Annotated in this window: 22 protein-coding genes and 2 pseudogenes; 10 read left to right on the top strand and 14 right to left on the bottom strand. The window is 70.8% G+C overall.

Annotated elements, in window-relative coordinates:
• Together E0D90_RS07395 and E0D90_RS07400 are read right to left on the bottom strand one after the other, a co-directional pair.
• Positions 1-637: pseudogene (locus E0D90_RS07395) on the bottom strand (DUF6531 domain-containing protein); the annotation flags it as partial.
• A complete protein-coding gene (locus E0D90_RS07400; RefSeq protein ID WP_369008418.1) occupies positions 634-1,977 on the bottom strand; it encodes a DUF6531 domain-containing protein in 1,344 nt (447 codons plus the stop codon). The pseudogene E0D90_RS07395 and the gene E0D90_RS07400, both read right to left, overlap by 4 nt.
• Positions 1,978-2,451: 474 nt before the next feature.
• On the opposite strand from E0D90_RS07400, the gene E0D90_RS07405 reads away from it, so the two are divergent.
• Positions 2,452-5,436 (top strand): RHS repeat-associated core domain-containing protein, encoded by a 2,985-nt coding sequence (locus tag E0D90_RS07405; RefSeq protein WP_307721131.1) that lies wholly within the window; start codon positions 2,452-2,454, stop codon positions 5,434-5,436.
• A complete protein-coding gene (locus E0D90_RS27665; RefSeq protein WP_227870061.1) occupies positions 5,433-5,726 on the top strand; it encodes a hypothetical protein in 294 nt (97 codons plus the stop codon). The genes E0D90_RS07405 and E0D90_RS27665 overlap by 4 nt, the downstream gene beginning before the upstream one ends.
• Before the next feature lie 121 nt (positions 5,727-5,847).
• Here the strand turns inward: E0D90_RS27665 and E0D90_RS27670 are convergent, their stop codons facing one another.
• Both E0D90_RS27670 and E0D90_RS07415 read right to left on the bottom strand, forming a co-directional pair.
• The gene (locus E0D90_RS27670) at positions 5,848-6,483 is read right to left on the bottom strand and encodes a TetR/AcrR family transcriptional regulator (protein WP_130797075.1); all 636 of its coding nucleotides are present in this window, start codon (positions 6,481-6,483) and stop codon (positions 5,848-5,850) included.
• A 50-nt stretch (positions 6,484-6,533) separates the two neighbouring features.
• Positions 6,534-7,310 (bottom strand): SDR family NAD(P)-dependent oxidoreductase, encoded by a 777-nt coding sequence (locus E0D90_RS07415; RefSeq protein WP_130797076.1) that lies wholly within the window; start codon positions 7,308-7,310, stop codon positions 6,534-6,536.
• A 442-nt stretch (positions 7,311-7,752) separates the two neighbouring features.
• Here E0D90_RS07415 and E0D90_RS28275 point away from each other — a divergent pair, with 442 nt between their 5' ends.
• Both E0D90_RS28275 and E0D90_RS07425 read left to right on the top strand, forming a co-directional pair.
• Entirely contained in the window at positions 7,753-7,863 is a 111-nt protein-coding gene (locus E0D90_RS28275; RefSeq protein WP_130797092.1) for a helix-turn-helix domain-containing protein, read from the top strand.
• Complete coding sequence (locus tag E0D90_RS07425) at positions 7,860-8,288, top strand: TetR family transcriptional regulator C-terminal domain-containing protein (protein ID WP_130797077.1); 429 nt, start codon at positions 7,860-7,862, stop codon at positions 8,286-8,288. Before E0D90_RS28275 ends, E0D90_RS07425 begins: the two co-directional genes overlap by 4 nt.
• An 84-nt stretch (positions 8,289-8,372) precedes the next feature.
• Here the strand turns inward: E0D90_RS07425 and E0D90_RS07430 are convergent, their stop codons facing one another.
• The gene (locus tag E0D90_RS07430) at positions 8,373-9,791 is read right to left on the bottom strand and encodes a hypothetical protein (RefSeq protein WP_130797078.1); all 1,419 of its coding nucleotides are present in this window, start codon (positions 9,789-9,791) and stop codon (positions 8,373-8,375) included.
• Between the two features lie 161 nt (positions 9,792-9,952).
• On the bottom strand, positions 9,953-10,906 hold the full coding sequence (locus E0D90_RS07435) for a helix-turn-helix domain-containing protein (RefSeq protein WP_130797079.1): 954 nt from the start codon (positions 10,904-10,906) through the stop codon (positions 9,953-9,955).
• A 101-nt stretch (positions 10,907-11,007) separates the two neighbouring features.
• Between E0D90_RS07435 and E0D90_RS07440 the strand changes: the two genes are divergently transcribed.
• Positions 11,008-12,090 carry a saccharopine dehydrogenase family protein gene (locus E0D90_RS07440; protein WP_130797080.1) on the top strand — a complete coding sequence of 361 codons (1,083 nt, stop codon included), beginning with the start codon at positions 11,008-11,010 and terminating at the stop codon, positions 12,088-12,090.
• 28 nt (positions 12,091-12,118) lie between these two features.
• Here the strand turns inward: E0D90_RS07440 and E0D90_RS07445 are convergent, their stop codons facing one another.
• The 3 genes from E0D90_RS07445 to E0D90_RS07455 all read right to left on the bottom strand — a co-directional run bounded on the left by E0D90_RS07445 (position 12,119) and on the right by E0D90_RS07455 (position 13,451).
• Positions 12,119-12,328, bottom strand: a complete 210-nt coding sequence (locus E0D90_RS07445) for a DUF397 domain-containing protein (RefSeq protein WP_130797081.1) — start codon at positions 12,326-12,328, stop codon at positions 12,119-12,121.
• A gap of 90 nt (positions 12,329-12,418) precedes the next feature.
• Positions 12,419-12,643: a DUF397 domain-containing protein gene (locus E0D90_RS07450; protein WP_130797082.1), complete on the bottom strand. Its 225-nt coding sequence runs from the start codon at positions 12,641-12,643 to the stop codon at positions 12,419-12,421.
• Positions 12,633-13,451 (bottom strand): helix-turn-helix domain-containing protein, encoded by an 819-nt coding sequence (locus tag E0D90_RS07455; RefSeq protein ID WP_130797083.1) that lies wholly within the window; start codon positions 13,449-13,451, stop codon positions 12,633-12,635. The genes E0D90_RS07450 and E0D90_RS07455 overlap by 11 nt, the downstream gene beginning before the upstream one ends.
• A 328-nt stretch (positions 13,452-13,779) precedes the next feature.
• Here E0D90_RS07455 and E0D90_RS07460 point away from each other — a divergent pair, with 328 nt between their 5' ends.
• Complete coding sequence (locus E0D90_RS07460) at positions 13,780-14,229, top strand: hypothetical protein (protein WP_130797084.1); 450 nt, start codon at positions 13,780-13,782, stop codon at positions 14,227-14,229.
• Between the two features lie 52 nt (positions 14,230-14,281).
• On the top strand, positions 14,282-14,575 hold the full coding sequence (locus E0D90_RS07465; protein ID WP_130797085.1) for a hypothetical protein: 294 nt from the start codon (positions 14,282-14,284) through the stop codon (positions 14,573-14,575).
• 282 nt (positions 14,576-14,857) lie between these two features.
• Here the strand turns inward: E0D90_RS07465 and E0D90_RS07470 are convergent, their stop codons facing one another.
• The gene (locus E0D90_RS07470; protein ID WP_130797086.1) at positions 14,858-15,919 is read right to left on the bottom strand and encodes a mechanosensitive ion channel family protein; all 1,062 of its coding nucleotides are present in this window, start codon (positions 15,917-15,919) and stop codon (positions 14,858-14,860) included.
• Positions 15,920-16,057: 138 nt separating this feature from the next.
• On the opposite strand from E0D90_RS07470, the gene E0D90_RS07475 reads away from it, so the two are divergent.
• On the top strand, positions 16,058-16,654 hold the full coding sequence (locus tag E0D90_RS07475; RefSeq protein WP_130797087.1) for a dienelactone hydrolase family protein: 597 nt from the start codon (positions 16,058-16,060) through the stop codon (positions 16,652-16,654).
• A 188-nt stretch (positions 16,655-16,842) separates the two neighbouring features.
• On the opposite strand, the pseudogene E0D90_RS07480 reads toward E0D90_RS07475, so the two are convergent.
• Positions 16,843-18,269, bottom strand: a pseudogene (locus tag E0D90_RS07480) (NsdA family TPR-like regulatory protein).
• A 170-nt stretch (positions 18,270-18,439) separates the two neighbouring features.
• On the opposite strand from E0D90_RS07480, the gene E0D90_RS07485 reads away from it, so the two are divergent.
• The gene (locus E0D90_RS07485; protein WP_130797088.1) at positions 18,440-19,375 is read left to right on the top strand and encodes an alpha/beta fold hydrolase; all 936 of its coding nucleotides are present in this window, start codon (positions 18,440-18,442) and stop codon (positions 19,373-19,375) included.
• Positions 19,376-19,388: 13 nt separating this feature from the next.
• The gene (locus E0D90_RS07490) at positions 19,389-19,946 is read left to right on the top strand and encodes a CGNR zinc finger domain-containing protein (RefSeq protein WP_103502721.1); all 558 of its coding nucleotides are present in this window, start codon (positions 19,389-19,391) and stop codon (positions 19,944-19,946) included.
• A gap of 197 nt (positions 19,947-20,143) precedes the next feature.
• Here the strand turns inward: E0D90_RS07490 and E0D90_RS07495 are convergent, their stop codons facing one another.
• From E0D90_RS07495 to E0D90_RS07505, 3 genes are all read right to left on the bottom strand, one after another.
• Complete coding sequence (locus tag E0D90_RS07495; protein ID WP_130797089.1) at positions 20,144-21,931, bottom strand: serine/threonine-protein kinase; 1,788 nt, start codon at positions 21,929-21,931, stop codon at positions 20,144-20,146.
• 177 nt (positions 21,932-22,108) lie between these two features.
• Positions 22,109-23,002, bottom strand: a complete 894-nt coding sequence (locus tag E0D90_RS07500; protein WP_130797090.1) for an endo alpha-1,4 polygalactosaminidase — start codon at positions 23,000-23,002, stop codon at positions 22,109-22,111.
• 203 nt (positions 23,003-23,205) lie between these two features.
• A complete protein-coding gene (locus E0D90_RS07505) occupies positions 23,206-24,138 on the bottom strand; it encodes a thioredoxin domain-containing protein (protein ID WP_130797091.1) in 933 nt (310 codons plus the stop codon).
• Positions 24,139-24,346: the final 208 nt, after the last annotated feature.

A 24,346-nucleotide genomic window follows, 5' to 3' on the forward strand; every position in this document is an offset into this window, starting at 1 on the left:
GGTAGCGGGTGGTGCGGCCGAGGGGGTCGGTGACGGTGAGGGGACGGTTGTACTCGTCCCAGGTCTTGCGGGTGGTGTGGCCGAGCGGGTCGGTCTCGGCGATGACCTGCCAGGCGTCGTTCATCTGGTACGTCGTCGCATGACCCAGGCTGTTCGTCGCCGTCGTGCGGAGCTGGTCGGGCTGGTAGTCGTAGCGGTATTCCAGCGCCCTGCCGGTGCCGGTGGTGAAGACACACCGGCCCGCTTGGTCGTATGCGTAGGAGTACCAGGTGTTGTTGCGGTCTTCCCAGCGGGTCATCCGCCGCTGGGCGTCGTACTCGAAGCACAGGGGGAGGCCGGAGGAGTTGTAGACCCGGTTGAGGTTTCCGGCCCGGTCGTAGTCGTAGGTGCGGATGACGGGCTGGTCGGGGTCGGAGAGGAGGGTCAGCGCGGTGATCCGGCCGTCGTAGACGGCGATCCCGACGCGGTAGCCGCCGGAGTGGACCAACTCCGACGGGTCGCCGTCTGGCGTGAAGTGGAAGTCGATGCGGTTGTTGTTGCGGTCCGTGATCGCGACGATCGGCAACTCCGAACCGCGCCGGCCGGGGACCGGGGCGAAGTGCAACGTCCGGCCGCTCTCGCGCTGGTGGATGGTCATGGTGCCGCCGCCGGCCCCGTCCCAGGACAGCCCCCAGCGCGGCCCGGACACAGGCTCCACCGGCGCCCCGTATTCGGGTTTGGGGATGGGGTAGTGCAGCCGCATCCGTCATCGGCGTAGTAGTCCGCGCCGAACTGGTCCAGGACCAGGCGCTGGTCGAAGGTCGAGGCCCAGGAGCGGCCGAACCAGCGGCCGTAGCGGTAGTCGGAGAGATGCTCACGCTCGATCGTGAGGGGGAGGATGCCGGGGAGGGTGAGGTCGGTGTTCCGCAGGGTCATCTCACCGGTCGCGATGTCGATCGGGTCCCCGATCAACACCTTCCCGATCCCCCGGATGCCCTCCTTGTTGTACATCGCGGGGAGGTTCTTGAAGTTGGTGACGTACTTCTTCACCCCACCAGCCAGCCCCGCCAGACTCGTCACACCCTTGAACCCCGGGATGCAGTCCAGCATCGCGAACCCGACATCCCACAACGACGCGTTCCCGTTGGCGTAGTCGATGAGTGTGTCCGCGAGGACGATGAGGGCGGCGGCGAGGACGACCCAGGCGAGCGGGCCGCCGATGATCATGACGACGATGCCGAGGACGGCGACGACGACTTTGGCGATGGCGACGATGGTGTCCCAGTTGTCGACCACCCAGTCGACGGCCTTCTGCCACCACTTCTTGTTCTGGATGCCCGCTTCCGAGGCTTCTTCCAACGACGCGGCGCAGATCTCGGCGGCGCTCTCGCGTGCTTCCTTCGCCTGACCGGCCAGGGCCTTCGCGGCGGTGAGGGCGGACTCGGCCGAGACGACCGCGGCCTCGGCGCCCTCGTGCGCGGAGGTAGCGGTCCGCAGGGCTTCGCGGACACCGTTCCGGACCTCGTCCTCGTCCGGGTCTTCCGCTGCCTCCTCGGCATCCTCCAGCTCAGAGACGGCGGTGGCGAGCGCGGACTGGGCGGTGGCGAGTTCGGTCGCGGCGGACTCGCCGTCGGTCAGCGCCCGGTCGGCATCGCGCTGGGCGTCCTCCAGCTTCGGCCAGTACGTCGCCAACGCCGCAGCCGCGAGATCGTAGGAGGTGTGGAGCTTGGTCAGGTTCGGCGGGACCTTCTCGAAGCGTTCCTTGAACGCATCCGCCGTCAGCCCGACGAAGGTGGCGAGGGAGTCGGACTCGACCATGCCCCGGATCGTTGAGAGCGCTTCGGCGGCGTCGTCGGCGAAGGTCTCCAGACGCTCCGCCAACCGCTTGATCCGCTCCGGATCACCCGGCGTCGGATCCGACGACAACCCCAACACCGACCAGTCAGACGAACGCCCCACGACCGACAACCCCCGTTGAACAAGTAATACGACCAGCACACGCTAGCCAGCGGGCGTCACACACGGCAACCGACCGTGGCCGCTGTGGGGGCCGCGCACCGTGGTCAAGGCGGGGAGCGATAACGGCGCGGCATCGGGGGACTAGGGCGGAATAGGACGCTCCGCCCGCGCGGATCGTGGCAGCATCGCGTGATCGTGCGCGTGTACCGGCTCGTCAGGGCACGCCGCGCGCTCGGCGCGGGATGGTTCATACCGGTATGTGGGCCGGTATAGCGGAGGTCGCGGGAACGGCGCGTTCTGGTCGGTGTGGCCTGCACGTTCTCGGGAATTGGCCGGATGGTGTCGTGTGATCGCATGGCAGCATGCAATTGCTGTGACGGTCAGTGGGGCCGTCCGAACGCATTCCGTGGGGGAATCTTGCGATCGAGCGCTGTCGGCGCGCCGGTTCGGCGTGTCCGGAGAACGAGAACGATGCGACGCGGTGTCGTCGCCGCGCTTGCCACTGTGGTGGTTGTGGCCGGGGTTCTGCCCGCCGCCGCTGCCACTTCCGTGGCTGCCGCCGATCCCGGTGGCGGTTCGGCGTGGGGTAAGGGTGGTGACGCCGCGGTGCCGCCGGTCGCGGTGGGTACGACCGAGGCGCCGGAGAGCGTGCCGGTCGAGGAACCGCCGGCCGAGGCGGCGAGGGAGGGCGCCTCCGCACTGGCCTATGTGCCGCGGGGGCAGGGCGCGATCCCGTGGCATCAGATCTCGGATGTGCGGATCACGGACTCGCTGGTGGTGCGGATCAACGTCTCCAACGGCAACCTGATGCTGGCCGCCACTGACTTCGACGTGGCCGGGGTGGGCCAGAACCTCCAGCTCACCCGCACCTACAACTCCTTCGACGCGCCGTCGGGCATGGTGTCCGCGCCGTGGTGGCAGGGTTACGAGCGCTATCTGTCGACTCAGTTCGCCGACTCCGTGATCGTGTACGACGAGACCGGCGCGGCGGTGGAGTTCGAGCGCGACGACGACGCGCTGATCACCCCCGACGGGTACAGCAAGGACCTGGCCGAGAACGACGACGGCTCCTTCACCTTGACGGACCGCAAGTCAGGTGCCAAGGAGGAGTACAGCGCGCAGGGCGCCCTGACGGAGGTGACCGAACGCAACGGCGGCACGATCACCGTCGAGCGGGCGGGCGAGTCAGGCGAGTCGGGTGAGGAGGGCTTTACGCTGACCGAGGAGCGGTCGGGCCGCTGGCTGGAGCTGGCCCAGGTGGACGACTCCCGCTGGGAGGCGAGCGACCACTCGGACCGCACCGTCGTGTACGAGGTGGACGGTGACGGCAACGTCGTCTCGACGACGGACACCGAGGGCGCGGAGACCGGCTTCGGCTACGACGGCGACGGCCGGCTGGTGGAGGTGACCACGCCGGAGGGCCGGGTCACGGTGTTCACCTACGACGGTCAGAGCCGGGTCACCTCGATGACGCGGGCCACGGAGTTCGGCGGCGACGGTCACACCGGCCCGACGTTCACCTATTCCTACTCGGCGGAGTACGCGGGCTGGGAAGGCACGACGACGGTGGCCGATCCGCTGGGCCACGAGACCGTCTACGACGTGAACGAGGACGGCGAGGTCGACGAGGTCACCGATCCGCTGGGCAAGTCGCGTTCGCAGACGTACGAGGCGCACAACGTCACCACCGCGACCGACGCGATGGGTGCGGGGTCGGAGAGCCCGGGCAACGTCACGGCCTACGGCTGGGACGCCCGGAACAACATGACCTCCTCCGAGTTGCCGACCGGCGCGACGTCGGCGCTGACCGGCTACCAGACCATCGCGGGCGCGGATCTTCCCGGCAGCATCACCATGCCGGACGGGGAGCAGGCGGACTTCGAGTACGACGCGGCCGGCAACACCCTGTCGGTCGCGGTCACCGGCTCGGGTGGCGGTACCCGCAGCTACAGCTACAACCCGGCCGATCCGGAGTGCGGCGGCTTCGAGGGGCAGCGCTGCACGGTGGAGGACGCCAACGGCGAGACGACCGAGTTCACCTACGACGACGAGGGCAACCTGGTCGAGGCCGCACCGCCGGGGCCGGTCGGCGCCACCACCTACACCTATGACGATCTCGGGCGTCCGGTCACCGTGACCGACGGCCGCGGGGTGGAGACCACCTACAGCTACGACGAGCGTGACCGGGTCACCGAGGTCTCCGCCGAGGAGCTGACCGTCGAGTACAGCTACGACGGTGACGGCAACATCACCTCCCGCACCGACGGCACCGGCACCATCACCTACGCCTTCGACCCGCTCTCCCGCGAGACGGTCCGCACCCTGCAGAACGGTTCGCAGACCGTCCTGACCTATACGGCCGACGGCAATGTCGAGAGCTACACCGATCCCGCCGGTACCACCGAGTACACCTGGGACGACGCGGGTCGGCTCACCGCCCTCACCGACCCCGACGGCGGCGAGACCACCTACGACTACAACAACAACGACGCCCGCACCGAGACCGTCTACCCCAACGGCCTCACGCAGGAGGTCGAGTTGGACGACTCCGGTCGCCCCACCCTGATCACCGCCACCGTGGGTAAGGCGCTGTACGCCGAACTGTCGTACAGCTACGCGTACGTGGCTGGCGGGGAGTCGCTGGACGGGACGAAGGTCCGGACCCGCACCGACGAGCTGACCGGGCATGTCACCAGCTACAGCTACGACAGCGCCGGGCGGTTCTCCTACGCGGCGGAGCGCGACGGCGGCGAGCTGGTGGAGTCCTGGCAGTACTGCTACGACGCCGCCGGGAACCTGACCTCGCAGGGCATCCTGGAGGGCTGCCCGCGCGGCACGACCTACGACGTCAACGCCGCCTCGCAGATCACGGGCAAGAACGGCGACAGCGACGGCTGGGCCTACGACCAGGCCGGCAACGAGACGGCCGCCGCTCCGACCGAGGCCACCACGCGCACAGACGGCGAGTGGTCGCCGTTCTCCCAGCTGACCGGAGTCACCGTCGCGGGTGAGGAGTTCACCGGCGAGTACGCCTCCACGGACCAGTCCGAGCGCGTCCGGCTCGGCGACACCCTGTTCCACCACGGGCCGTTGGGGCTGTCGGCCACGACGACGGACGAGACCGACACCGGCTTCGTCCGCGAACCGGGCGGCACGCTCAACTCCTTCACCCGCGACGGTGAGAGCCATTACTACGTCACCGACGCGGTCGGCTCCGTCGTCGGCGTGATGGACGAGTCCGGGTCGATGCTCAACTCCTACAGCTACAGCCCGCGTGGCGTCACGCGGAGCGGCAGCAGTGTGGAGATCGACCAGCCGTACGGTTTCGCCGGGGGCTACCAAGACGCGACCGGCCTCTATCATCTCTCCGCCCGCTACTACGACCCGCGGATCGGCCGGTTCACCCAGCCCGACCCCTCGGGTATCGAGCGCAACCCGTATCTCTACGCCGAGGGCGACCCGTCAACCGGATCGATCCGACCGGGCTGGACTCGATGAGCGCGGGTGGCGGGGGCTGCTACTTCGCCTGCCTCGGCGGTGGTTACACGTGGGACGGCCAGGGCTCGGGCCCCTACGCCCGCGTGGGTGTGGGCACTCCCGGGGTGGACGGAGGCCTCAGCTACTCGTCGGGTGCCTACTCGACCGGGTTCTCCGGGTATGTGACCTGCGGTGCCGGGATGTACTCGATCGAGGCGACGTTCGACGGATCATCGGCGAACTACGGGGGGAGTCTGGGCACCTACGCGGGGTCGCCGTCCTGCTCGACCGGCGTTCAGTACCAGTGGTGACGCGGCAGTCGTAGTGACAGCCCCGCACGGCGGGCTTGTCGGGACCCGGCCTTCGTGGCCGGGTCCCTTCGCGTCGTGGGAGCTGGGCGGCGGCGTGTCCCGGGTGGCGTCCCGTGCCGGTTCAGCGGGGCCACCAGTGGGGGAGTTGGGCGGTGAGGGCGGTGGCCGTGGCTTCGATGTCGGTGTCCTCGCTGAGTGCCCATGCCTCGAAGCCGGCCACGGTGCCGCCCGCGAGGTAGGCGGCGGCGTAGCCGGTGCCCGCGCCGGGTGCGGCGACGCCGAGCCGGGTCAGTTCCTCGATCGCCGCCTGGGCGCGTTCGCGCTGGGCGGCGACGAGGCGGCGGTGGAAGCCGGCGTCCACGTCGGAGGAGAAGAGGGTGCGGTAGACGGCGCGTTGGTCGAGTATCTCCCGCAACTGGTCGCGCAGGGCGTGTTCGTAGGCGGCGGCCAGTTCGGTGGACCCGGTGGCCGTGGTGATGACCTCGTGCGGGACCCGCGCGAGGCGGTCGACGGACTCGGCGAAGACCTGGGCCGCCAGGGTCCGGATGTCCGGCCAGTGGCCGTAGAAGGTGACGCGGTGGACGCCGGCGCGGCGGCAGAGCTGGGCGACGGTCAGCGTCTCCAGTGGTTGCTCGGCGAGCGAGTCGAGGAGGGCGCGCTGGAGGCGTTCGCGGGTCCGGACGGCGCGCGGTTCGGCGCGGTCCGCTGCCTGTGCGCTCCCGCGCCGGGCCGCTGGAGCGTCGGGAGAACCGGGCATCGTCTTCCTTCCGGGGGAGCGGACCGCAGGAACGTTCCCCCGGTCGGCGTTCATCGTACGGAGGTCTGCCCACCGTCGACGGGGATCAACTGCCCGGTGATGAAACGTGATGCCTCGGAGGCGAGGAAGACCATGACGGGGCCGAGGTCATGGTCGGGGTCGCCGTACTTCTGGCCGAGCGCGATGGACTGCTCGTTCTGCCAGAAGTGGGCCGTCCTTCCCTCCTCGTCCAGGCGGGCGATGGCCTCGTCGTACATGGGGGTGGCGATGGCGGGGAGGATCGCGTTGACGCGGACGCCGTCGGCGCCCCACGCTCCGGCGGCCGTGCGGGTCCAGGAGTGCACGGCGCCCTTGGAGGCGGAGTAGGCCGGGGCGACGGGCTCGGAGCGCAGCCCCGAGACCGAGCCGAAGTTGATGATCGACCCGCGCTTCTTCGGCGCCATCAGGCGGTGTGCCGCCTGGTTGGTGAGCATGGTGCCGCGCACGTTGACCGCCATCATCAGGTCCCAGTCGTCGACGGTGACGGACGCGGCGTCGCCGGAGCGCTGGATGGCCGCCGGGTGAGCGAGCACGTCCAGGCCGCCGAGTGCCTGGGCGGCGGCGTCGAAGGCGTGGTTCACCGAGTCGGCGTCGGCGATGTCGGCGGTGAGGAAGGTCGCCGTGCCGGGACCGTTCTCGGTGGCGTCCGCCGCGACCTGCTCGCCCAGTTCGCGTGCCACGTCCATTCCGACGACCTGTGCACCGGCGGCGACGTACGCCCGCACGGTGGCCGCGCCCATGCCGCGCGCACTGCCGGTGACGATGATCTTGTAGTCCTTGAGTTCCACGTTCCGGCTCCTTGTCCGCTTCCGGCGCCGTCGGACGCGACGGTGCCGGGCTGTGCGCCGCGCCGAGCTGCGCGGCTCTGTCACGGTCAACGCGCGACTCCTCTAATTTACTCCTGTAGTGCAGCGGTGCCGCGCCAGGCCACGGCGGGTTACCGGGACGTTCTTGCCTTCGAGCCGCGTATCGATCGCGTGCGTCTCGCAGTCCTTGCTTGCCCGTGGCCCAGTACGTCTTGGCGGCGATGGTGTGGCGGGCCAGGGTTCCGCTGGAGACGAGCCGTTGCCGTTGGCGTTGAAGGGGCTGGGCGCGGCCGAGTAGTAGCGCGCCGTCAACGTCGGAGAAGTGGCCGTTCGTGGCGTGCTCGAGCCGGCTCTGGAGCGCGTCGCCGGGCGTTGGTCCGGGGCGCGTGGACTCTTCTCACGCCAAGGAGTGGACGCCGTGAGCATGGACGCCGTGGCGGCCCGGGTAGGCGTCTCCAAGCGCACCGTCTACGACTACTTCGGCGACAAGGACCGCTTGTTCGGGGCGATCCTGTCCGACGCTCCGAGTCGATGAACGGCCTGGTCCACGACGCTCTGGAGCGGCATCTGCCACTGGACGGGGCCCTGACCACGGTCGGTGGGCTCCACGACGCGATCACCGCGCTGGTCATCGAAGTCGGGCAAGCGCTCGTGGGGTCAGCGGAGTACACCGCCGCGTTCGCCCTCGTTTCCCAGTGGCGATGGCAGCATCCCGGCAGTAGGGACGACGTCATGACCGTGTCTGCCGAGGAGGCACTCGCCGGACGCATCGCCCACTTCACCGCAGCCGGCCTTCTCGACACCGATGATCCGCACACCGCCTCCCACCACCTGGCCGCACCGACCCTGCTGCTCGCCTACAACGACCAGCCTGACCCCGCCACCGCCGACTCCGACCACATCCGCAAGATTGTGACTGTCGGCTCCCGCGCGTTCGTCCGCGCGCACGCCGTGCGATAGGTGTATTGATCACGAGCGTTGTTGACAGCCGCGGGGCTTGATCATGGTCGGAGCGTAAGCGGATCGCTACTGTGGTGGCAGTGGCTACTCGTATCCCGGCCGCGGGTGGGCGGGGAAGCGAAAGCCCAACTGGACGGACAGGGCCAGGGCCCCGCAGGCGGCGATGGCCAAGCGGAGGTAGAAGCCGCCGACCAGCGGGCTGAAGAGGATGCCGCTCGCCACCAGGGCAACCGTATAGCCCCAGAGATGCCGGGCTTTCAGCGTCAGCGGCCAGATCTTTCGCGGAGTCCAGATGCGGACCCGGCGTGAGGCGTCCAGCGGAACGCGGTCCCCGTCGACCTCCATGCCCAGCTGGTCGACACGATGAGGTTCCAGAACCGTCATCTCGCCGTAGACGGCGTGGCCGCTGTCAAAGATCACTACCGCAGGGCAGGCCGTGTAGGAGATCACTGGACGGCCCTTGCCCTGTGTCCTATATCTCCGCGTTCGCCGTGGGTCCCAGCAGAGCCACACCGGTCGGCCCTCCAGGGCCGGGCCGACCGCGGTCGCGGGAGGGTCCAGCCAGCTGAACGCGACAGCGGCGCCGTTCGCCTCGATCCGGCCGGAGCGAAAGACGCCGCGCAGCGCGCGGGCACCTCTCAGCCGCATGGTCGCGGGATACGAGCGAGGGCGACAGGAAAGCCACGTGGCAACCGCTGCGGTCCCCAGCCAGGCCAGTCCGCCGAAGGAGAGCTGCGTGGCCGAGAGGGCTCGGCCGGCCAGGATGCGATCCAGGTCCCCGGCGCTCCCTTCGGTGAACCCGGCCAGATCGTTCCTGTTGCGCGGTCCCGCGTAGGCGTCGAGGCTGAGATCGGTGGGTGCGTAGAGGACGCGTATCGATTCCCCGGCCGAGTAACGGCTGTAGGACGTGATCCGGACCCCAATGGTGTCGACCCGGCCGACCGGCTCGGGGAGCCGGACCTCAAGCTCCTGTGTGTACAACGTCCGGTGTTTGCGCGAAGTGTCGAAGGTTTTCCGGTCGACGAGGTACTCGTTCACGATGGGCAGTGTCTCCACCACCGCGCCGGCTGCTCTGAGCTCCCGCGTCTCCTCCGGAGGCGCGTGGTCGGCCATGGACAGGAGGAAGAAGCCGCTGACGGACCAAGAGGCCACGCCCAGATAGCACAGGGCATGGGCCCACCTCCGCCGCTCTCTCGGGAGCGTGGCCGGAAGAGGAGGAGAAGGCCCCGGGGTGTACCCCTCCACCGCGGGCCGGTCGAGTACGTGCCGGAACACCTCGTCCAGCGTCAGACGAGGTGCGCGGAGCCGGAAGGCCAGCAGCGCGATGACACCGGCGCCAGCCACGCCGAGGCACGTCATCAACAGCCACGACCGTTGGCCGGGGTCGCCCCAGAAGATCAACACCAGCAGTGCGCCGATTGTGGCCACTGTTGTCGTGCCGCACACGAATCCCAGCAGGACCGGCAGCTGTCGCATGAGCTTGTCCCGCGATGTGTCGTCCATCAACCCCCCCTTGGAGTCATGCACGCCCCCGGGTCTGTGAACGGGCGGGCTGCGCGGCGCCGGCGGGGAAGTCTAGACATCCGGTGCGGCGACCGCGTCGCGGGGGTCGACAAGCCGGAGCCGTCGCGGGGGAGTTCCGCCAGCGGCCGAGGGGGCGCCGGTCAGCGAGTGGTGGGGTGGGTGCTGCGGAAGGTGCGGCGGTAGGTGTCCGGGGGGACGCCGACGGTGGTGTTGAAGTGCCGCCGGAGGGTGGTCGCGGTGCCCATGCCGGTGGCCGCCGCGATGGACTCGACGCTGTCGCCGGTCGTCTCCAGGAGTTCCTGGGCGCGCCGGATCCGCTGGGTTAGCAGCCAGCGCAGCGGAGTGGTGCCGGTCGCGGACCGGAAGTGGCGTGCCAGGTTGCGGGAGCTCATGTTGGCCCGGCGGGCGAGGTCCTCGACGGTCAGCGAACGGTCGAGTCGTTCTATCACCCACGGCAGTAGTTCGCCGAGTGGGTGGTCGTCCCGGGCGGGCACGGGGGCGGTGACGAACTGGGCCTGGCCGCCCGCCCGGTGCGGGGGCACCACCAGGCGCCGGGCCATCGTGTTGGCGACGGCCGAGCCGTGGTCGAGGCGGACCAGGTGCAGGCACAGGTCCATGGCGGCGGCCTTGCCCGCGGAGGTGAGCACGCTGCCGTTGTCGACGTAGAGCACGTCGGGGTCGACCGCCACCCGTGGGTGACGGTCGGCCAGTGCCCGGGTGTGCGCCCAGTGGGTCGTGGCGCGGCGGCCGTCCAGCAGGCCGGCGGCGGCGAGCACGAACGCGCCGGTGCACAGGGAGGCCACGCGTGCGCCGCGCTCGTGTGCGGTGCGGACGGCGTCGACCAGGTCGGCGGGCGGGTTCGCGTCGGTGTCGGCCCAGCCGGGGACGATCACCGTCCGGGCGCGGGTGAGCAGGTCCCATCCGCCGTCCGGCTCCAGGCGGAACCGGCCGACGCGCGCGGGGCCCGGACCGCAGACCGCGAGGTCGTACCAGGTGTCGGCCACGCCGGACATGTCGGCGCCGAAGACCTCGTACGCCATGGACAGTTCGAAATGCAGCATCCCGTCCGTGACGGCCAGCGCGACGGTGGTCATGTCGGAAAGTGTACGGGTGACGTCGTTCCGGACACTCGTGCCGGTCGGTGGCCCCGGCCAGGATGTGCACGGTCGATCGTTCGAGTACGTCGGGAGAACTGATGAACGCAGGTCACACAGTGGCGGTGTTCGGCGCCTACGGGCACACCGGGCGCTTCGTGGTGGCGGAGTTGCAGGACCGCGGGATCGTCCCGCTGCTGTCGGGGCGCGACGAGGAGAAGCTGCGGACGTTCGCGAAATCCCGTCCGGGAGTCGAGGCCAGGGCGGCGTCGGTAGAGGACGCGGCCTCGCTGGACCGCGCGCTCTCCGGCGTGGACGCCGTGATCAACTGCGCCGGGCCCTTCGCCACGACGGCCGCCCCTGTGATCGAGGCGGCGTTGCGTGCCCGCATCCCGTACGTGGACGTGGCGGCCGAGATCGAGGCCAACCTCGACACCTTCGCGCGCTTCGGGGAGCGCGCCCAGGCCGCGGGTTCGCTGGTCATCCCCGCGATGGCCTTCTTCGGCGGTCTGGGCGATCTGCTGGTCACCGCCGCGATGGACGACTGGGAGCAGGCCGACGAGGCGCACATCGCCTACGGGCTGGACAGCTGGAACCCCACACCGGGGACCCGTGTCGCCGGAGCGGTCTCCCGGCAGCGCAGGGACGGCCGGCGGCTCCGCTACCGCAACGCCCGGCTGGAGTACCGCGACGACGCGGCGCCGACCATGACCTGGCCGTTCCCCGAGCCGCTGAGCGCCCGGAAGGTGGTGGGGGAGTTCACGATGACCGATGTCGTGACCGTTCCGAGCCACCTGTCCATACCCGAGGTCTGCACCTATATGACGGCTGAGGCGGCCCGCGATGTGGCGTCCCCGGACACCCCGGCGCCGACCTCGGTGGACACGCGCGGGCGGTCGGCGCAGACGTTCCTCGTCGACGTCGTCGTGCGCTCCGGCGGAGAGGAACGGCGCGCGGTGGCGCGCGGCCAGGACATCTACGCCGTGACCGCGCCGCTCGTGGTTGAAGCAGTCCAGCGCATCCTGATGGGAGGCACCACGGCCGTGGGCGTCGCCTCCGCCGGAGCTGTCTTCGACGCGCCCGGCTTCCTCCGCGCTCTCTCCGCGCACCTGACGTCGGAACTGAGCGACACCGGCACCGCGAACGGGCCTGCGGCCGGGGCGGTCGCCGCCGCCTGGGCGTGATGGTCGGCCGGACGCGCCGTTGGCTCGCTCAGGTGGTGAGGTCGTTGGTGGTGAGGGCCGTGAGGAAGTCGGCCCAGTGGGTGTCGCGGAAGGTCAGTACCGGGCCGGTGGTGTTCTTGGAGTCCCGGACGGGGACGACGCTGCCGAGGTTGCGCGCGAACTCCAAGCAATTGCCGTTGCTGCCGCCGCTGTAGCTGGACTTGATCCAGCGGGGGAGGGCGGGCTGCCGGTGTGTCATCGGGGTACTCCTTCGCTTCGCGGTGCGGGAGTGTCGCGATGAGGGCCAGGGGGCGGGGCCGTGTGGGCCCCGCCCTCTTGGGTGCTTCGCTCAGGCGGTGAGGTCGTCGGTGGTGAGGGCCGTGACGAAGTCGGTCCAGTGGGTGTCGTGGAAGGTCAGTACGGGGCCGGTGGTGTTCTTGGAGTCCCGGACGGGGACGACGCTGCCGAGGTTGCGGGCGAACTCAACGCAGTCGCCGTTACTGGTGCCGCTGTAGCTGGACTTGATCCAGTGCGGGAGGGTGATCGTGTCGAATGCGCGCTGCTCATGCGTCATCGGTGTATTCCTTCGCAACAGCCCTGAGGAGGGCTACGGATTCTTGGTGCGGGAGTGCGTCGCTCAGCGCCAGGTCGTACAACGACTGGCACCGGGTGACCTGTGCGGGGTCATCGATGAGACGCCCGTTGAGTACGCCCTCCGTGTAGGCCATGGGTGCTCCGTCGGAGAAGCTCATCATCGAGACCATCCCCTCCAACAGCGCGTGTGAACCGACGGCGAACGGAAGGAGGTGCAACCGCAGCCGTCCCGCCTCGGCCAGGGCGGCGACCTTTTCCAGCTGCCGCGCCATCACCACGGGCCCGCCGACGGGGCGCCGGATCGCGGCCTCGTCGAGCAGTGTCCAGATTACCGGCGAAGCCGGGTCCTCAAGCAGCGCTGCCCGGGTCATCCGATTGACCACTCTCTCGTCAATGGCTTCGGCCATGGGGTTTGGGCAGCCGGTGACGAAGATCTCGCGTGCGTACTCGGGCGTCTGGAGGAGCCCGGGGACCAGCATTGCGCCGAACTGCCGGATTTCTTCGGCCAGTTGCTCCAGCTCGGCGGCTTCGAGGAAGTGGTCCGCGTAGCGGCGTTCCAGGTCCTCCAGCCAGCGGGCGAACCAGCCGTCGGTCTTGAGTGCCTGGTCGATGCGTTTGGCGTCGTCCGGGTTGGGCAGCCTGCGGCCCGCCTCGAAGTGACTGATGAGCGTCGGCGAGCAGACCACGATGGCGCTCAGCGCCTCCTGGGTCATCCCGGCGGCGATCCGCCGCCTGCGTAGTTCGTCTCCGTACTTCTGTCGTGGTGTGCGGTACGCGCGTTCCTGCATGTCCTGAACTCCCCACTCTGAAACCGCTGATGTCAGCCATTTCCCACTAGGCAGCGTAGCCATATCGGCAGCAGGCTGTGAGTGAATCAGCACAGAAAGTGGAGGGAGCTGGTGTGAGCACAGGTAGCGAGGGGCGCGCGGAGCCGGAGTCCGACGGGCAGCCGCCCGCCCCGCCGGGCGAGACAACGCCCACGACCGATGAACTGTTGGCCGTCTCGGCGGTGTTGAACCGTGAGATCGACGCGCATCTGGACGGGCTCCGGCCGACGGCGCCCAGTCCGCACGGCCCGCAGCGCCACGAGTGCCGTTGCCGCCGGGCGGACGGATCATGACCGAGCCGGACGCGCTGGACGGCTTCTGGGCGGAGACCGTCGTCCGCAGCCCCGACGCCGGGGGCGAGTGGCACCTCGGTGGCCGCTGGTCGCCCACGCCGCAGGAAGCGGTGGGCTGGATGCGCGAACAGGCGTGGCGCGTCGCGGTGGCGCTCGACCCCGAACCGTTCGCCGGGCCGTTCGCGCCCGCCGTCCTGGAACCGGCGCAGCCGGCCGGGCACGAACCCGCCCGGACGTTCCGCGAGTGGGCGGAGGACACGGCGTACCAGCGGTTGCAGGCCGACGCGTTGGCGGCCGGGCGGCCGGTGAGCGTGAACACCCGTGGCCCCGACCGGATCTGCGGGCTCGGCGAGGTCGAGGTCTTCTACTCGCTCTCCGCCCGGCCGGTCCGCCGCCGCGTCGCCCTCACCGGCCGCAGTGGCCTCCGGCTGATCCGCACGGCCTGACCCCTCCCACGACCGACAGCACGACCAGACACCCACGACAGGAGAACCCGTCATGTACGACGAGGAGATCAGCTTCGCCAACTCCGACCGGGAGGAGGCGGAAGCGGACGCCCGGGAGTTGTTCAACCACATCAGGGCGCTCGGGGTGCGCCTGGACGACATCGACATCCACGACCCGTGCGTCGGGTGCCGCCGGACCGGCTACCTGGTGCACATCGGCGCCCTGCCGGTGGCCGACGTCCAGGCGCTCAACCTCGCGCTGCGCACGCTCCGTCGCGACGCGGAGGGTGCGCACGAGGTCGCTCCCGGCTCCCGCGCCGGTGCCACCGCTGCCGGTGAGTCATGAGGGGTCGGCAGGTACCCGGCCCACGGGCCCTCACGCTGGACATGCGGGCCGAAGAGGTCCGCATCGGTGACTTCCTGTCCCTGGGCGGGAGGCAGACGACCGTGACCTTCGCCGAGCACCGGGGCGGCGTCATCCGGCTCGAACTCGACGCCTCGGCCCGGCTCACCCTGCCACCGACCACTGCCCTGGCGGTCACCAGGCCGCGGTACGTGGCGGGCGGCCGGGCGTCGGGCGGTGCGTCGGGCGGTAGATCGGCTGGTGCGGCGGGCGGCGCGGGGGCGGTCAGCCCTCCGGCGTCCCGGACGACGGCGGCACCGCCGCCGGGGAGGTGGCCACCCGGGGGAACGCGTAGGGGTGGTTCTCCCGCAGCCAGTTGATCATCTCCTCGCGCACGGCGCAGCGCACCGTCCACACGTCGTCGGCGTTCTGCGCCGACATCGACGCCCGCACCTCGATCGTGGTCGGCGTGGTGTCGGTGATCAGCAGACCCCAGGCGCGGCCGTCCCAGTCCTTGCGCCCCAGCAGGAACTCGTGCAGGTGGGCGCGCATCTCCTTGACCGGGGCCGCGTGGTCCAGATGGAAGAAGACGGTGCCGGTGATCTCGTGCCCGCCCTTCGACCAGTTCTCGTAGGGCTGGTTGTTGAAGTACGAGATCGGCATGGTCAGCCGGCGGTCGTCCCAGATGCGGACGGTCAGGAAGGCCAGCGAGATCTCCTCGACCGTGCCCCACTCGCCCTCGACCACCACGGTGTCACCGATCTTGACCGAGTCGCCGAAGGCGATCTGCAGGCCGGCGAACAGGTTGCCCAGCATCGACTGGGCGGCCACACCGGCGATGATGCCGATCACACCGGCGGAGGCCAGCAACGAGGCGCCCAGCGCCCGCATCCCCGGGAAGACGATCAGCATCGCCACGGCCGCCGCGACCAGCGCCAGCACGGTGGTGACGATGCGCCGCAGCATGGCCAGCTGGGTGCGGAACTGCCGCACCCGCGCCACGTCCTCGGTCCGGGAGGCGTAGGTGGCCAGGGAGTTCTCGGCCAGCGCCCCCGCCACCCGTATCGCCAGCCAGGCGGCCGAGGCGGTGGTGAGCGTCGCCAGCACGCTCAGGATCACCCGGTCCTGGGGGGTGTTGAGCTCCGACAGGTCGTAGGTGAGCTGGACGGCCCCCGACCCCATCAGCACCTGGAGCGGCAGCTGGCAGCGCCGCAGCAGCTCCGGCAGCCGGTTCTGCGGCTTCCGCGTCGTGGCGGCGTGCAGCGCCCGGTCGATGATCCAGCCGACGATCAAGGTGACGGCGATGGTGCCGCCGATTACGAGCACCGGCCGCAGCACGTCCTGCATGGTTGGTCACTCCTCCGTCCGGACCCTGGCCGGTCCGTTGTCGGGCCTCGCGTGGCGGTCCTCCCGGACATCCTGCGCAAGGCTAACTGGCAGGATGACGCTGCCCACCCCATCGAGCCCCCGGGAGCGACCACCACCATGGCCGACGTTCTGCTGCTCCACTCCGTCTACGGGCTGCGCCCGGCCGTCAACGAGGCGGCCGAACGGCTGCGCTCCGCCGGTCACCGGGTGGAGGTGCCGGACCTCTACGAGGGACGCATCTCACAGACGGTCGAGGAGGCGCGGGAGATCGCGGACGCGATCGGCCACGACGAGCTGCTGCGCCGTGCCGTCGCCGCCTCCGCCCGGCTGACCGAGGGCGCGGCGGACGGTGCGCCCGGTCCCGTCTACGCCGGGTTCTCGCTCGGCGCCGCGCTCGCCCAGACCATCGCGCTCGGTGACACCCGCGCCCGGGGCCTGCTGCTGCTCCACGGCACCTCCGACATCGCGGAGGACGCCGCCGTGGACGAGCTGCCCGTCCAGCTCCACGTGGCCGACCCCGACCCGTTCGAGCCGCACGACTGGCTGTCGGCCTGGTACCTCAACCTGCGGCGCGCGGGCGCCGACGTCGAGGTCTTCCGCTACGCGGGCGCCGGGCACCTCTTCACCGACCCGGAACTGCCCGACCATGACGCAGAGGCGGCCGAGAGCGCCTGGCGACTGTCGCTCGCGTTCCTGGCCGAGCTGGACGAGTGAGGTTCCCTCTCCGGTGCGCGGGAGACGCGTTTCGGCTGGTCGGGTGGGTGTGGGGTCCTTAAGCCGTCGATGTACGCGAACAGGGCGGCCTCGGCTCGAACGAGTGACAGGGAGTGATCGGGGGCTCACGCTGCCCCCTCGCGAGCCATCAGGTCGTACCCGACGTCACCTCGTGTCTCGGGGAAACCTCAGCCTGGTCCGCCGTTCCGAGCGCTCCGTGCGTGGTTCGTCCAGCTCTGTACCCGGGGTTCTCGCGCCCAGGGGGTGAGGGCCGTGTGGATGTCCTCCACGTATTCGCGGGCGCGGGCGGATGCGACACCGGCGAGGATGTCCACCGCGCGGCGGCCGACGGCGAGACCTTGGTCGAGGTCGCGGGCTTGGAGGTGGGCGGTCGCGGTGACGGACAGCCGCAGTCCCACCGCGCGGGTGTGCCCCGCAGGCATGGTTGCTCGGGCGTCCCACTCGGCCGCGACGTGAGGCTTCTTGAGGTCGCGGTAGATCTCCACGGAGTCGCTGGCCATGCGGGCGGCTCCGAAGTACGCGATGTACGTAGGGGAGCCCCGCTCCCTTGCCTCGTCGAGTAGTCGTTCGCACTCGGACAGGGCGCGGGTGGCTGTCCGTTCGTCGCTGACCCGGGCGTGGGCTCGAGCTTCGATCAGGCGGGCGAAGGCGCGCACGCGAGGCGTGGAGTCGCGGCCTGCCCGTTCGACGGCGCCTTGCGCCATGTCGATGGCCTCGGACGGGTATCCGCGGCGCAGCGTCTGGAGAGCCATCGTGCCGAGGATGTAGCAGCCCAGCTCGGCGTTGCCGCCAGCTCTCGCCAGACTCAAGGCGGTCACGAAGTGCTCTTGTGCGAGGTTGTGTTCGCCGGCGTCGAATGCCGCCCATCCGGCGAGCCGTGAGAGTTCTGCGGTCGCCGAATACAATCCGGACCCGATCTCCGCGGAGTAGGTACCGGCGAGCAGCGGTGCGGCACGGGTGGTCAGGCACTCCACGACCTGGCTCGTGCGCCAGTTCGCGCCGCCGTACCGAGCGTCCCACTGCCGGGCTTGCTCAGCGGCTGCCCAGAGCGCGGTGAGCTCCGGGTGTCCGACGCGCCGGCCGCTGTCATGGGCCGGGGTGGCGGCGGCCGGTTGTACGAGCCATCGGGTGAAAGGGAGGGTGTAGGCGCTGACGGCGAACGCTCGGCCAATGGATCGGCGGTCCATGTCTCTCCAGAATCGGCCGCCGCCCGGGAGGCGTCGGCAGGGTCACGCGGGAACTCCGCCGCTGCAGCGGGCGACCGGACTGGGTCGGCCATGCCCATCTCGGTCAGCCGTACCGGACGGCCCAGCCGTTCCTCCAGCACCCGGGCCAGCAGTGTAGGTACGGGGGCCCTGGGAGTCATGCCGTTGAGCCAGTTGATCACGCTGGAATGGGTGTACGACGTGGGTCTGCCCGCCGCTGCCGCCATCTGATTGACGCGGTGCGCAAGGGCTTTGTGGCTGGCGCCTGACGCGACGATGAGTGCGGCCAACGCCTGATTGGGTGATCGGGTCGCTGGTTCGTCACCTCCAGTTCGGGTCGCGTGACCGTTGCTCACTGAGGGTAGTGCCGAATGGCTGAGCGTCAGCACCCCGGCGATTCTTCAGCCCCCTTGTGAGCCTCCCTCTCCTCTCTAGTGGGTGAGGGGCGCCACCACGTTCCGCCCGCACCGGCTACGAGCTCTGCGAGTAACCGTTATACCCATCCAGTGGGGTTACGCTTGGATTGAGATCGTCAGTAAGGAGCGAGGAGGATTCCGCCGTGAAGCGCGCAGCCAGGACGAGGCACCGGGACCGGCACGTGCAGGGGCTGCGGGTGCACTACCGCGAAGCGGGGACGCCGTCGTCGACCGCGGTCGTGCTGCTGCACGGAGCCCCCAGTTCGTCGTCCTCCTTCCGCGAGGTGCTTCCGGTCCTGGGCGAGCACGCCTACGTGGTCGCGCCGGACATCCCAGGGTTCGGGTTCTCCGACGTCCCGCCGGTGGAGGAGTACGAGTACACCTACGAGGGCCTGTCCCGCGTGATCGAGGCCCTGCTCGATGACCTCGGCGTGACCGAATACGTGTTGTTCGTGACGGACTACGGCACGCCGGTGGGCTACTACATGGCCACGCGCCACCCTGAGCGGGTCCTGGGCCTGGTGGTCCAGAACGGCAACGCACACGACGCCGGCTTGGGCGAGGGGTGGGACTCCGCTCGCCGGTTCTGGGCCGATCCGACCGAGGAGAACAGGGCCGCGCTGCCGCAGTGGCTGACCTTCGAAGGCACCCGCGACACCTACCTCGCCGGGTTGCCGGCGGAGGTGGCGGAGCTGCATCCGCCGGAGTCGTGGCATCTGGACTGGGAGCGTCTGTCTCGGCCGGGCAGCACCGAGGTGTACTTCCAGTTCTTCCACGACTACCGCAACCACGTCGCCCGCTTCGGGGAGATCGCCGACTACCACGCCAACCACCAACCGCCGTGCATGGTGCTGTGGGGCCGTCACGACCCGGCCTTCGACATCGCCGAAGTCCTCGCGTACCACCAGGAGCTCACCACCTTCGAGGCGCACATCTTCGACGCCGGACACTTCCTGTTGGAGACCCACGCCGCCGAGGTCGCGGGCCTGCTCGTCGACTTCACTCGCGACGTGTTCGACCGCGCGGGGACCGCTGGGTTCGCGGAGGCGCCCCGACCACGTGCGACCGGCCCGTCATGAGGCGGCGGCTGCCATGACGACCTCCACCGTGTGGGTCGAGGACCACTTCATCGGCGGAGACCTGGCACTCGACTTCGCCAACACCGTCTACCGCCGCCGGCCCGAAACAGGCGCCGACCTGTTCACCGGCCCCGACGCACTTGCCGCCTGGCTCACCCGCGCACGCCTGCTCCCGGACAGCGCCCGCGTCGGTGCGACCGAGGCTGCCCTCGCCGAGGCCCGCACGCTGCGAGCGCAGTTGTGGACGGTCTTCGACGCCCACAGGGACAGTCACACGATCCCGGCCGACGCCTTCGCGGGCTTGCTCGACACCGCCCGGCGCTCCGTCACCGACCTCGCGATACATCCGGACGGGTCCGCAAGCTCACATGATCCACGGGGTGCTCTCGCAGTCGTGGCGCTGAGCGGCATCTCGCTCGCGCTCAACCCGCCCCCGCAGGGGGTGCGCGCCTGCGACGGGTGCGGCTGGTTCTTCATCGACGCCTCCCGTGGCCGTCGGCGTCGCTGGTGCTCCATGAAGACCTGCGGCAACCAGGCCAAAGCTGCCCGTCACCGGTCTTCCCAGCCGTGATGAGCCCGCCCCGCGCCCGGCGCCCATCGCGATGGCAGTTCCGTCTCCCCGTCTCCCCGTCTCCCCGTCGGCGCGGCTGCGGGCCGCGCGGGCTCGATTGCCAAGTCGATTCCTGATGGTCACCTGACCGTCGGCTGATGTGTGTCGCTCGCTGATGCCCGGCCTCTCGGCCTCCCGGTCACCGCGCGGCGCTCCAGCTAGTTCTCGCAGCGTCCGCTGCCGCCGCCGGTGGGATGACAGACCAGCTCGCGGTCGGCCGCGACGTCGCTGACGAAGCGGCCCACGCACTCGTTGGCGGTGGTGCGCCCGCGGTCGGCGCAGTACCGGACGGCCGCCCGGCCGTCCGCGAACGGGCCGGGCACGTAGATCACCCAGTAACCCGGGACGAGGGAGGCGAAGTCGTCGCTGCGCAGGAACTCGGCGTCGGGCACATCGCCGCGCACCGCCGCCAGCCGCTGGTCACGCACCGCCTCACCGCTGGAGACCGGTTCGGAGAACAACTGGGCCACCCAGGTGTCGCCGGGGCCCTCATCGGCCGGGTCGTCCTGCTCCGGCTCGTCCTGCCCGCCCGGCTGCGCGGGGTCGTCGGGCGGGGGCGGCTCGGTGGTCGGACCGCCCGCCGGATCCTCGGTCGGATCCTCGGCCGGGTCTTCGTCCAGGTCCTCGGCTGGGTCGTCGGCCGGGTCCTCGGCCGGTTCTTCCGATGGCTCCTCGGACGGCGGTGCCGTCGCGGGGGGCGGAACGGGCGGTGGCGCGGCCAGTTCGTCGTCGCCCCCGCCGACGAGCAGGGTCGCGACCACGGCCGCGACCACCGCGACAGCTCCGGCCGCCAGGCCGATCGGGAGCAGCCGCCGAGCGCCTCGGCGGCCCGCCCCGCCGGACTCGTGCGGCGCGTCGGCGGAGGAGGCTGGTGCGGTCGGCGGACCGAAGCCGCCCGGGGAGCCGCCCGGCCCGCCAGGGGCGGCCGGCTGCGGGCCGTAGCCCACCGGAGGCCAGCCGTACGCGGCGACCGGCGCGGACGGCACGCCCGGCGCGGGTGGCCCGGGCAGTGCGACCGGCGCCGGTGGCCGGTCGTCCTGCGTGCCACCGGACCCGGTGGGCGCCGGGGGCGGGCGGCGCACCACCGACGGCGCGGTGTCGTCCCCGGCATCCGTCAGCGACTCCAGCAACGCGTCCAGCCGCTCCGCGTCCACCCGTCGCGCCGGGTCCCGCACCAGCAGCCGACGCAGCACCGGGCCGAGCGGCCCGGCGTGCTCCGCCTCGGGTACCGGCTCCTCGACCACGGCGACGATCGTCTCCAGCTGCGTCGCCCGCCGCATCGGGGAGGCACCCTCGACCAGCGCGAACAGCAGCACGCCGAGTGACCAGAGGTCAGCCGCCTCCGCGCCCGGCGCGCCCATCACCCGTTCCGGCGCCATGTACTCCGGCGACCCGGCCACCCGGCCGTCCTGGGTGACGTGCGGGCTGCCCGCCGACAGCGAGATGCCGAAGTCCGTCAGCACCGCCGAACCGTCCGCGCGCAACAGCACGTTGGCCGGCTTCACGTCCCGGTGCAGCACGCCTGCCGCGTGCGCCGCGCGCAGCCCCGCGAGCACCGCCAGCCCGTAGCGCGCCGCCTCCCGGGGCGGCACCCGGCCCTCCGCACGCAGCACGCTCTGCAGCGTCCGGCCCGGCAGCAGCTCCATCACGATCCACGGATAGGGCCGCTCCTCGACCACGTGGTGCACCGTGACGACATTGGGGTGGCTGATCCGTGCCAGCGCCCGCGCCTCCTGGAGCACCCGGTCCCGGGTCTCCGCCGCCTCGGCCTCCGACTGCGGCCCGGCGTCCGGCGCGCGGACCTCCTTGAGCGCCACATCCCGTTCCAGCAGCAGATCGCGCGCCTGCCAGACCGTCCCCATGCCGCCGCGCCCCAGCTTTCGCCGCAGCTCGAAACGGCCGTCCACCACCCGGCCCGGTTCTCCCGGGCGTTCGCCCCCAGCCATGCCGACAGCGTAAGGCCCCGCAGCCTCCGGCCGACGTCACGGGGACCCGAGAACGGGCGGACCCGCCGCGCCCCGCGCGGAAGGCGGGGTGCGACGGGTCCGGGAGTCCGACAGCTCCGGCAGGCGGGCCGGTTGCGGCGGTTGTTGCGGTTGTCGCTGTTGTCGCGGTTGCGGGGGTCAGCAGGTCTCGCGCAGGTACCCGTCCCGGCCGGGCGGGCTCACGGCGAGGTCGCGCCGGATGACCGAGAGGCGGTCACCCCAGCCCTCGCACGCCGTCGCCATGCCCTGCTCCGAGTACTCCACGACCAGCACCCGGTCATCGAAGACGGAGGCGTAGCCCTCGCACTCGTTCCACTGCCCGCACTCCTCCGCCACGGCGAAGTCCAGCCCGGCCTCCTCGGCCCGGTCCGCCAGCTCGACCGCGTTCTTCTGCGCCACCGCCAGCCCGGCCGCGTGCGCCCGGTCGCTGATCAGCGTGATCATGCTGACCGCGTCGTCCTCGGTCAGCAAGTCGTCGAAACGGAAGAAGGTGTCGTAGTTGTCCGGCTCGACGGCCTGGTAGCCGCGGTCGGCGCAGCTCTCCATCCAGGTGCCGACCCGCTGCGCGATGCGCTCGCGGCGGTCGTCGGTGCGGATGTCGAGGACCGCCTCGCCCCAGTCACCGTCGTAGACGACGTCGCCGTCGGCGTCGCGCAGCAGCAGGTCGTCGTCCCACTCGTCCTCGGCTCCCGGCTGCACCTGGAAGGCGTTGACGTAGCAGATGTTGTACAGCCCCGGCGCGGGGTCGGCCTCGTGGTCGCGGATCACGATCTCGACCGCGTCGTCGGGGGTGTAGGCCCCGCCTATCTGATAGTCGAAACCGGCGCCGACCGGCGGCAGCGCGAGGGCGGCCGGGGCGTCCGGGGCGTCCGCGCTGTCCGAGACGGTCGGGCTGTCCGGGGTGTTCGCGGAGGCGGTGCCCCCGGCGGTGGCGAGATGCGCGGTCAGCGCGACCGTCGCCGCGGTGGTGAGGGCGAGGGCCGGGAGGAGAAGGGTACGGCGGCGTCGCCGGCTGGGCGTGCGCTCGAACATGGGTGCTCCGGTGGGGGATCGGCGGTCGGGGGGACGGGTGGTACTGCCGTGGTGCGGCACCGGCGGTACCGGCGGTGCCGCTGTGGCGCGTGTCGCTGTGGTGCGTGGCGGGGCCCGTGTGGCCGGCCCCTACCGCGAACGCCGCGGGGAACGGAACCCGGTCCGTCCCCCGCGGCGTTCGGCGGTGTCCTGTGGGGAGAGCGTCAGTCCGTGGACTCCTCGTCCTCGGTGTCGCCCTCGGTGTCGGCCTCGGCACCCTCGTCGCCGGAGGTGTCGTTGCCGTTGCCCTGCGCGGCGGACGCCTCGATGGCGGCCTGCAGCATCTCCGGGGTCTCCGGGGTGGTCACCATCTCACCGTCGACCATGACGGTCGGGGTCGACTCCACACCGGAGTTGGAGAACTTCTCCGCCATCTGAACCGCCCAGACGGCGAAGGTGGAGTCGCGGACGTCCTTCTCGAACTGCGCGAAGTCGGCGTCCAGCGCCTCGACCTTCTTGCCGATCTCGACCAGCTTGTCGTCGCTGTCGAAGTCCTGGAGGCCGTTGGCGCTGGTGTGGAACTCGGTGGAGTACAGCTCCTCCACGTAGCCGAGGAACGCCTCCTCGCTGACGTTCAGCGCGGCGCCCATCGCGGAGATCGCGTTCTTGGAGCCGTCGCCGCCGACCTGCGGGTTGTCGTCGAAGAACGCGCCGAAGGTGAAGTCGCCGTTGTAGTCGCCGGCGGCGATACCCGCGTTGATGGTCTCGCCCATGTTCTGCTCGAAGCTGGCGCAGCCACCGCAGCGCGGCTCCTCGAAGAAGGAGAGGGTGTGCGGCGCGTCGTCGTCACCGATCAGGACGGTCAGGCCGTCGTCACCGGTGGCGTTGGCGGGGGCGGCGTCCGGGTAGGTGTCGTCGCCCTCCTCCGCCTCGCCCGCGACCTGGCGCTCGACCACGCCCCAGTCGGTGTCCGAACCGCCGCCACCCATGTTGGCGATGGCCATCCCCGCGAAACCGGCCACGGCCAGCACCGCGATGGCGACGGCGCCGACGACCAGCTGCCGCTTGGTCTTCTCCTTGCGCGCCTCCTTCTCGCGTTCGGCGCGCAGCCGCTCGCGTGCGGCGCGCTTTGCTTCCTGTGCGTTGCGCTTGCTCATGCTCGTTGATCTCCGTCTGAATCCGTCGAAAAGTGGGGGGTCGCGCTGCGACGCCGGGCACGAGGGGGTGTGCCGGCGGTCGGGGGCCGTGGGAGGACGGCCCGGCGGTCGTGCCGGGCGGTCAGGCCGTCAGGACAAGCGCCGTCGGCGGTCCGCGCCGCAGGACGGAGTGGCTGAGCAGGGGAGCCGGGGCGGGACGCACCGGAAT

Source organism: Streptomyces otsuchiensis (assembly GCF_004305975.1).
GTDB classification, from domain to species: Bacteria; Actinomycetota; Actinomycetes; order Streptomycetales; family Streptomycetaceae; genus Streptomyces; species Streptomyces otsuchiensis.

Coding starts and splice junctions, on each gene's coding strand:
- E0D90_RS28275 (WP_130797092.1), top strand. CDS start 7,753: ATGGACGCCGTGGCGGCCCGGGTAGGCGTCTCCAAGCGCACCGTCTAC.
- E0D90_RS07435 (WP_130797079.1), bottom strand. CDS start 10,906: ATGACCACCGTCGCGCTGGCCGTCACGGACGGGATGCTGCATTTCGAA.
- E0D90_RS07455 (WP_130797083.1), bottom strand. CDS start 13,451: ATGCAGGAACGCGCGTACCGCACACCACGACAGAAGTACGGAGACGAA.
- E0D90_RS07440 (WP_130797080.1), top strand. CDS start 11,008: ATGAACGCAGGTCACACAGTGGCGGTGTTCGGCGCCTACGGGCACACC.
- E0D90_RS07505 (WP_130797091.1), bottom strand. CDS start 24,138: ATGAGCAAGCGCAACGCACAGGAAGCAAAGCGCGCCGCACGCGAGCGG.
- E0D90_RS07470 (WP_130797086.1), bottom strand. CDS start 15,919: ATGCAGGACGTGCTGCGGCCGGTGCTCGTAATCGGCGGCACCATCGCC.
- E0D90_RS07425 (WP_130797077.1), top strand. CDS start 7,860: ATGAACGGCCTGGTCCACGACGCTCTGGAGCGGCATCTGCCACTGGAC.
- E0D90_RS27665 (WP_227870061.1), top strand. CDS start 5,433: ATGAGCGCGGGTGGCGGGGGCTGCTACTTCGCCTGCCTCGGCGGTGGT.
- E0D90_RS07475 (WP_130797087.1), top strand. CDS start 16,058: ATGGCCGACGTTCTGCTGCTCCACTCCGTCTACGGGCTGCGCCCGGCC.
- E0D90_RS07445 (WP_130797081.1), bottom strand. CDS start 12,328: ATGACACACCGGCAGCCCGCCCTCCCCCGCTGGATCAAGTCCAGCTAC.
- E0D90_RS07465 (WP_130797085.1), top strand. CDS start 14,282: ATGTACGACGAGGAGATCAGCTTCGCCAACTCCGACCGGGAGGAGGCG.
- E0D90_RS27670 (WP_130797075.1), bottom strand. CDS start 6,483: ATGCCCGGTTCTCCCGACGCTCCAGCGGCCCGGCGCGGGAGCGCACAG.
- E0D90_RS07490 (WP_103502721.1), top strand. CDS start 19,389: ATGACGACCTCCACCGTGTGGGTCGAGGACCACTTCATCGGCGGAGAC.
- E0D90_RS07500 (WP_130797090.1), bottom strand. CDS start 23,002: ATGTTCGAGCGCACGCCCAGCCGGCGACGCCGCCGTACCCTTCTCCTC.
- E0D90_RS07450 (WP_130797082.1), bottom strand. CDS start 12,643: ATGACGCATGAGCAGCGCGCATTCGACACGATCACCCTCCCGCACTGG.
- E0D90_RS07495 (WP_130797089.1), bottom strand. CDS start 21,931: ATGGCTGGGGGCGAACGCCCGGGAGAACCGGGCCGGGTGGTGGACGGC.
- E0D90_RS07430 (WP_130797078.1), bottom strand. CDS start 9,791: ATGGACGACACATCGCGGGACAAGCTCATGCGACAGCTGCCGGTCCTG.
- E0D90_RS07460 (WP_130797084.1), top strand. CDS start 13,780: ATGACCGAGCCGGACGCGCTGGACGGCTTCTGGGCGGAGACCGTCGTC.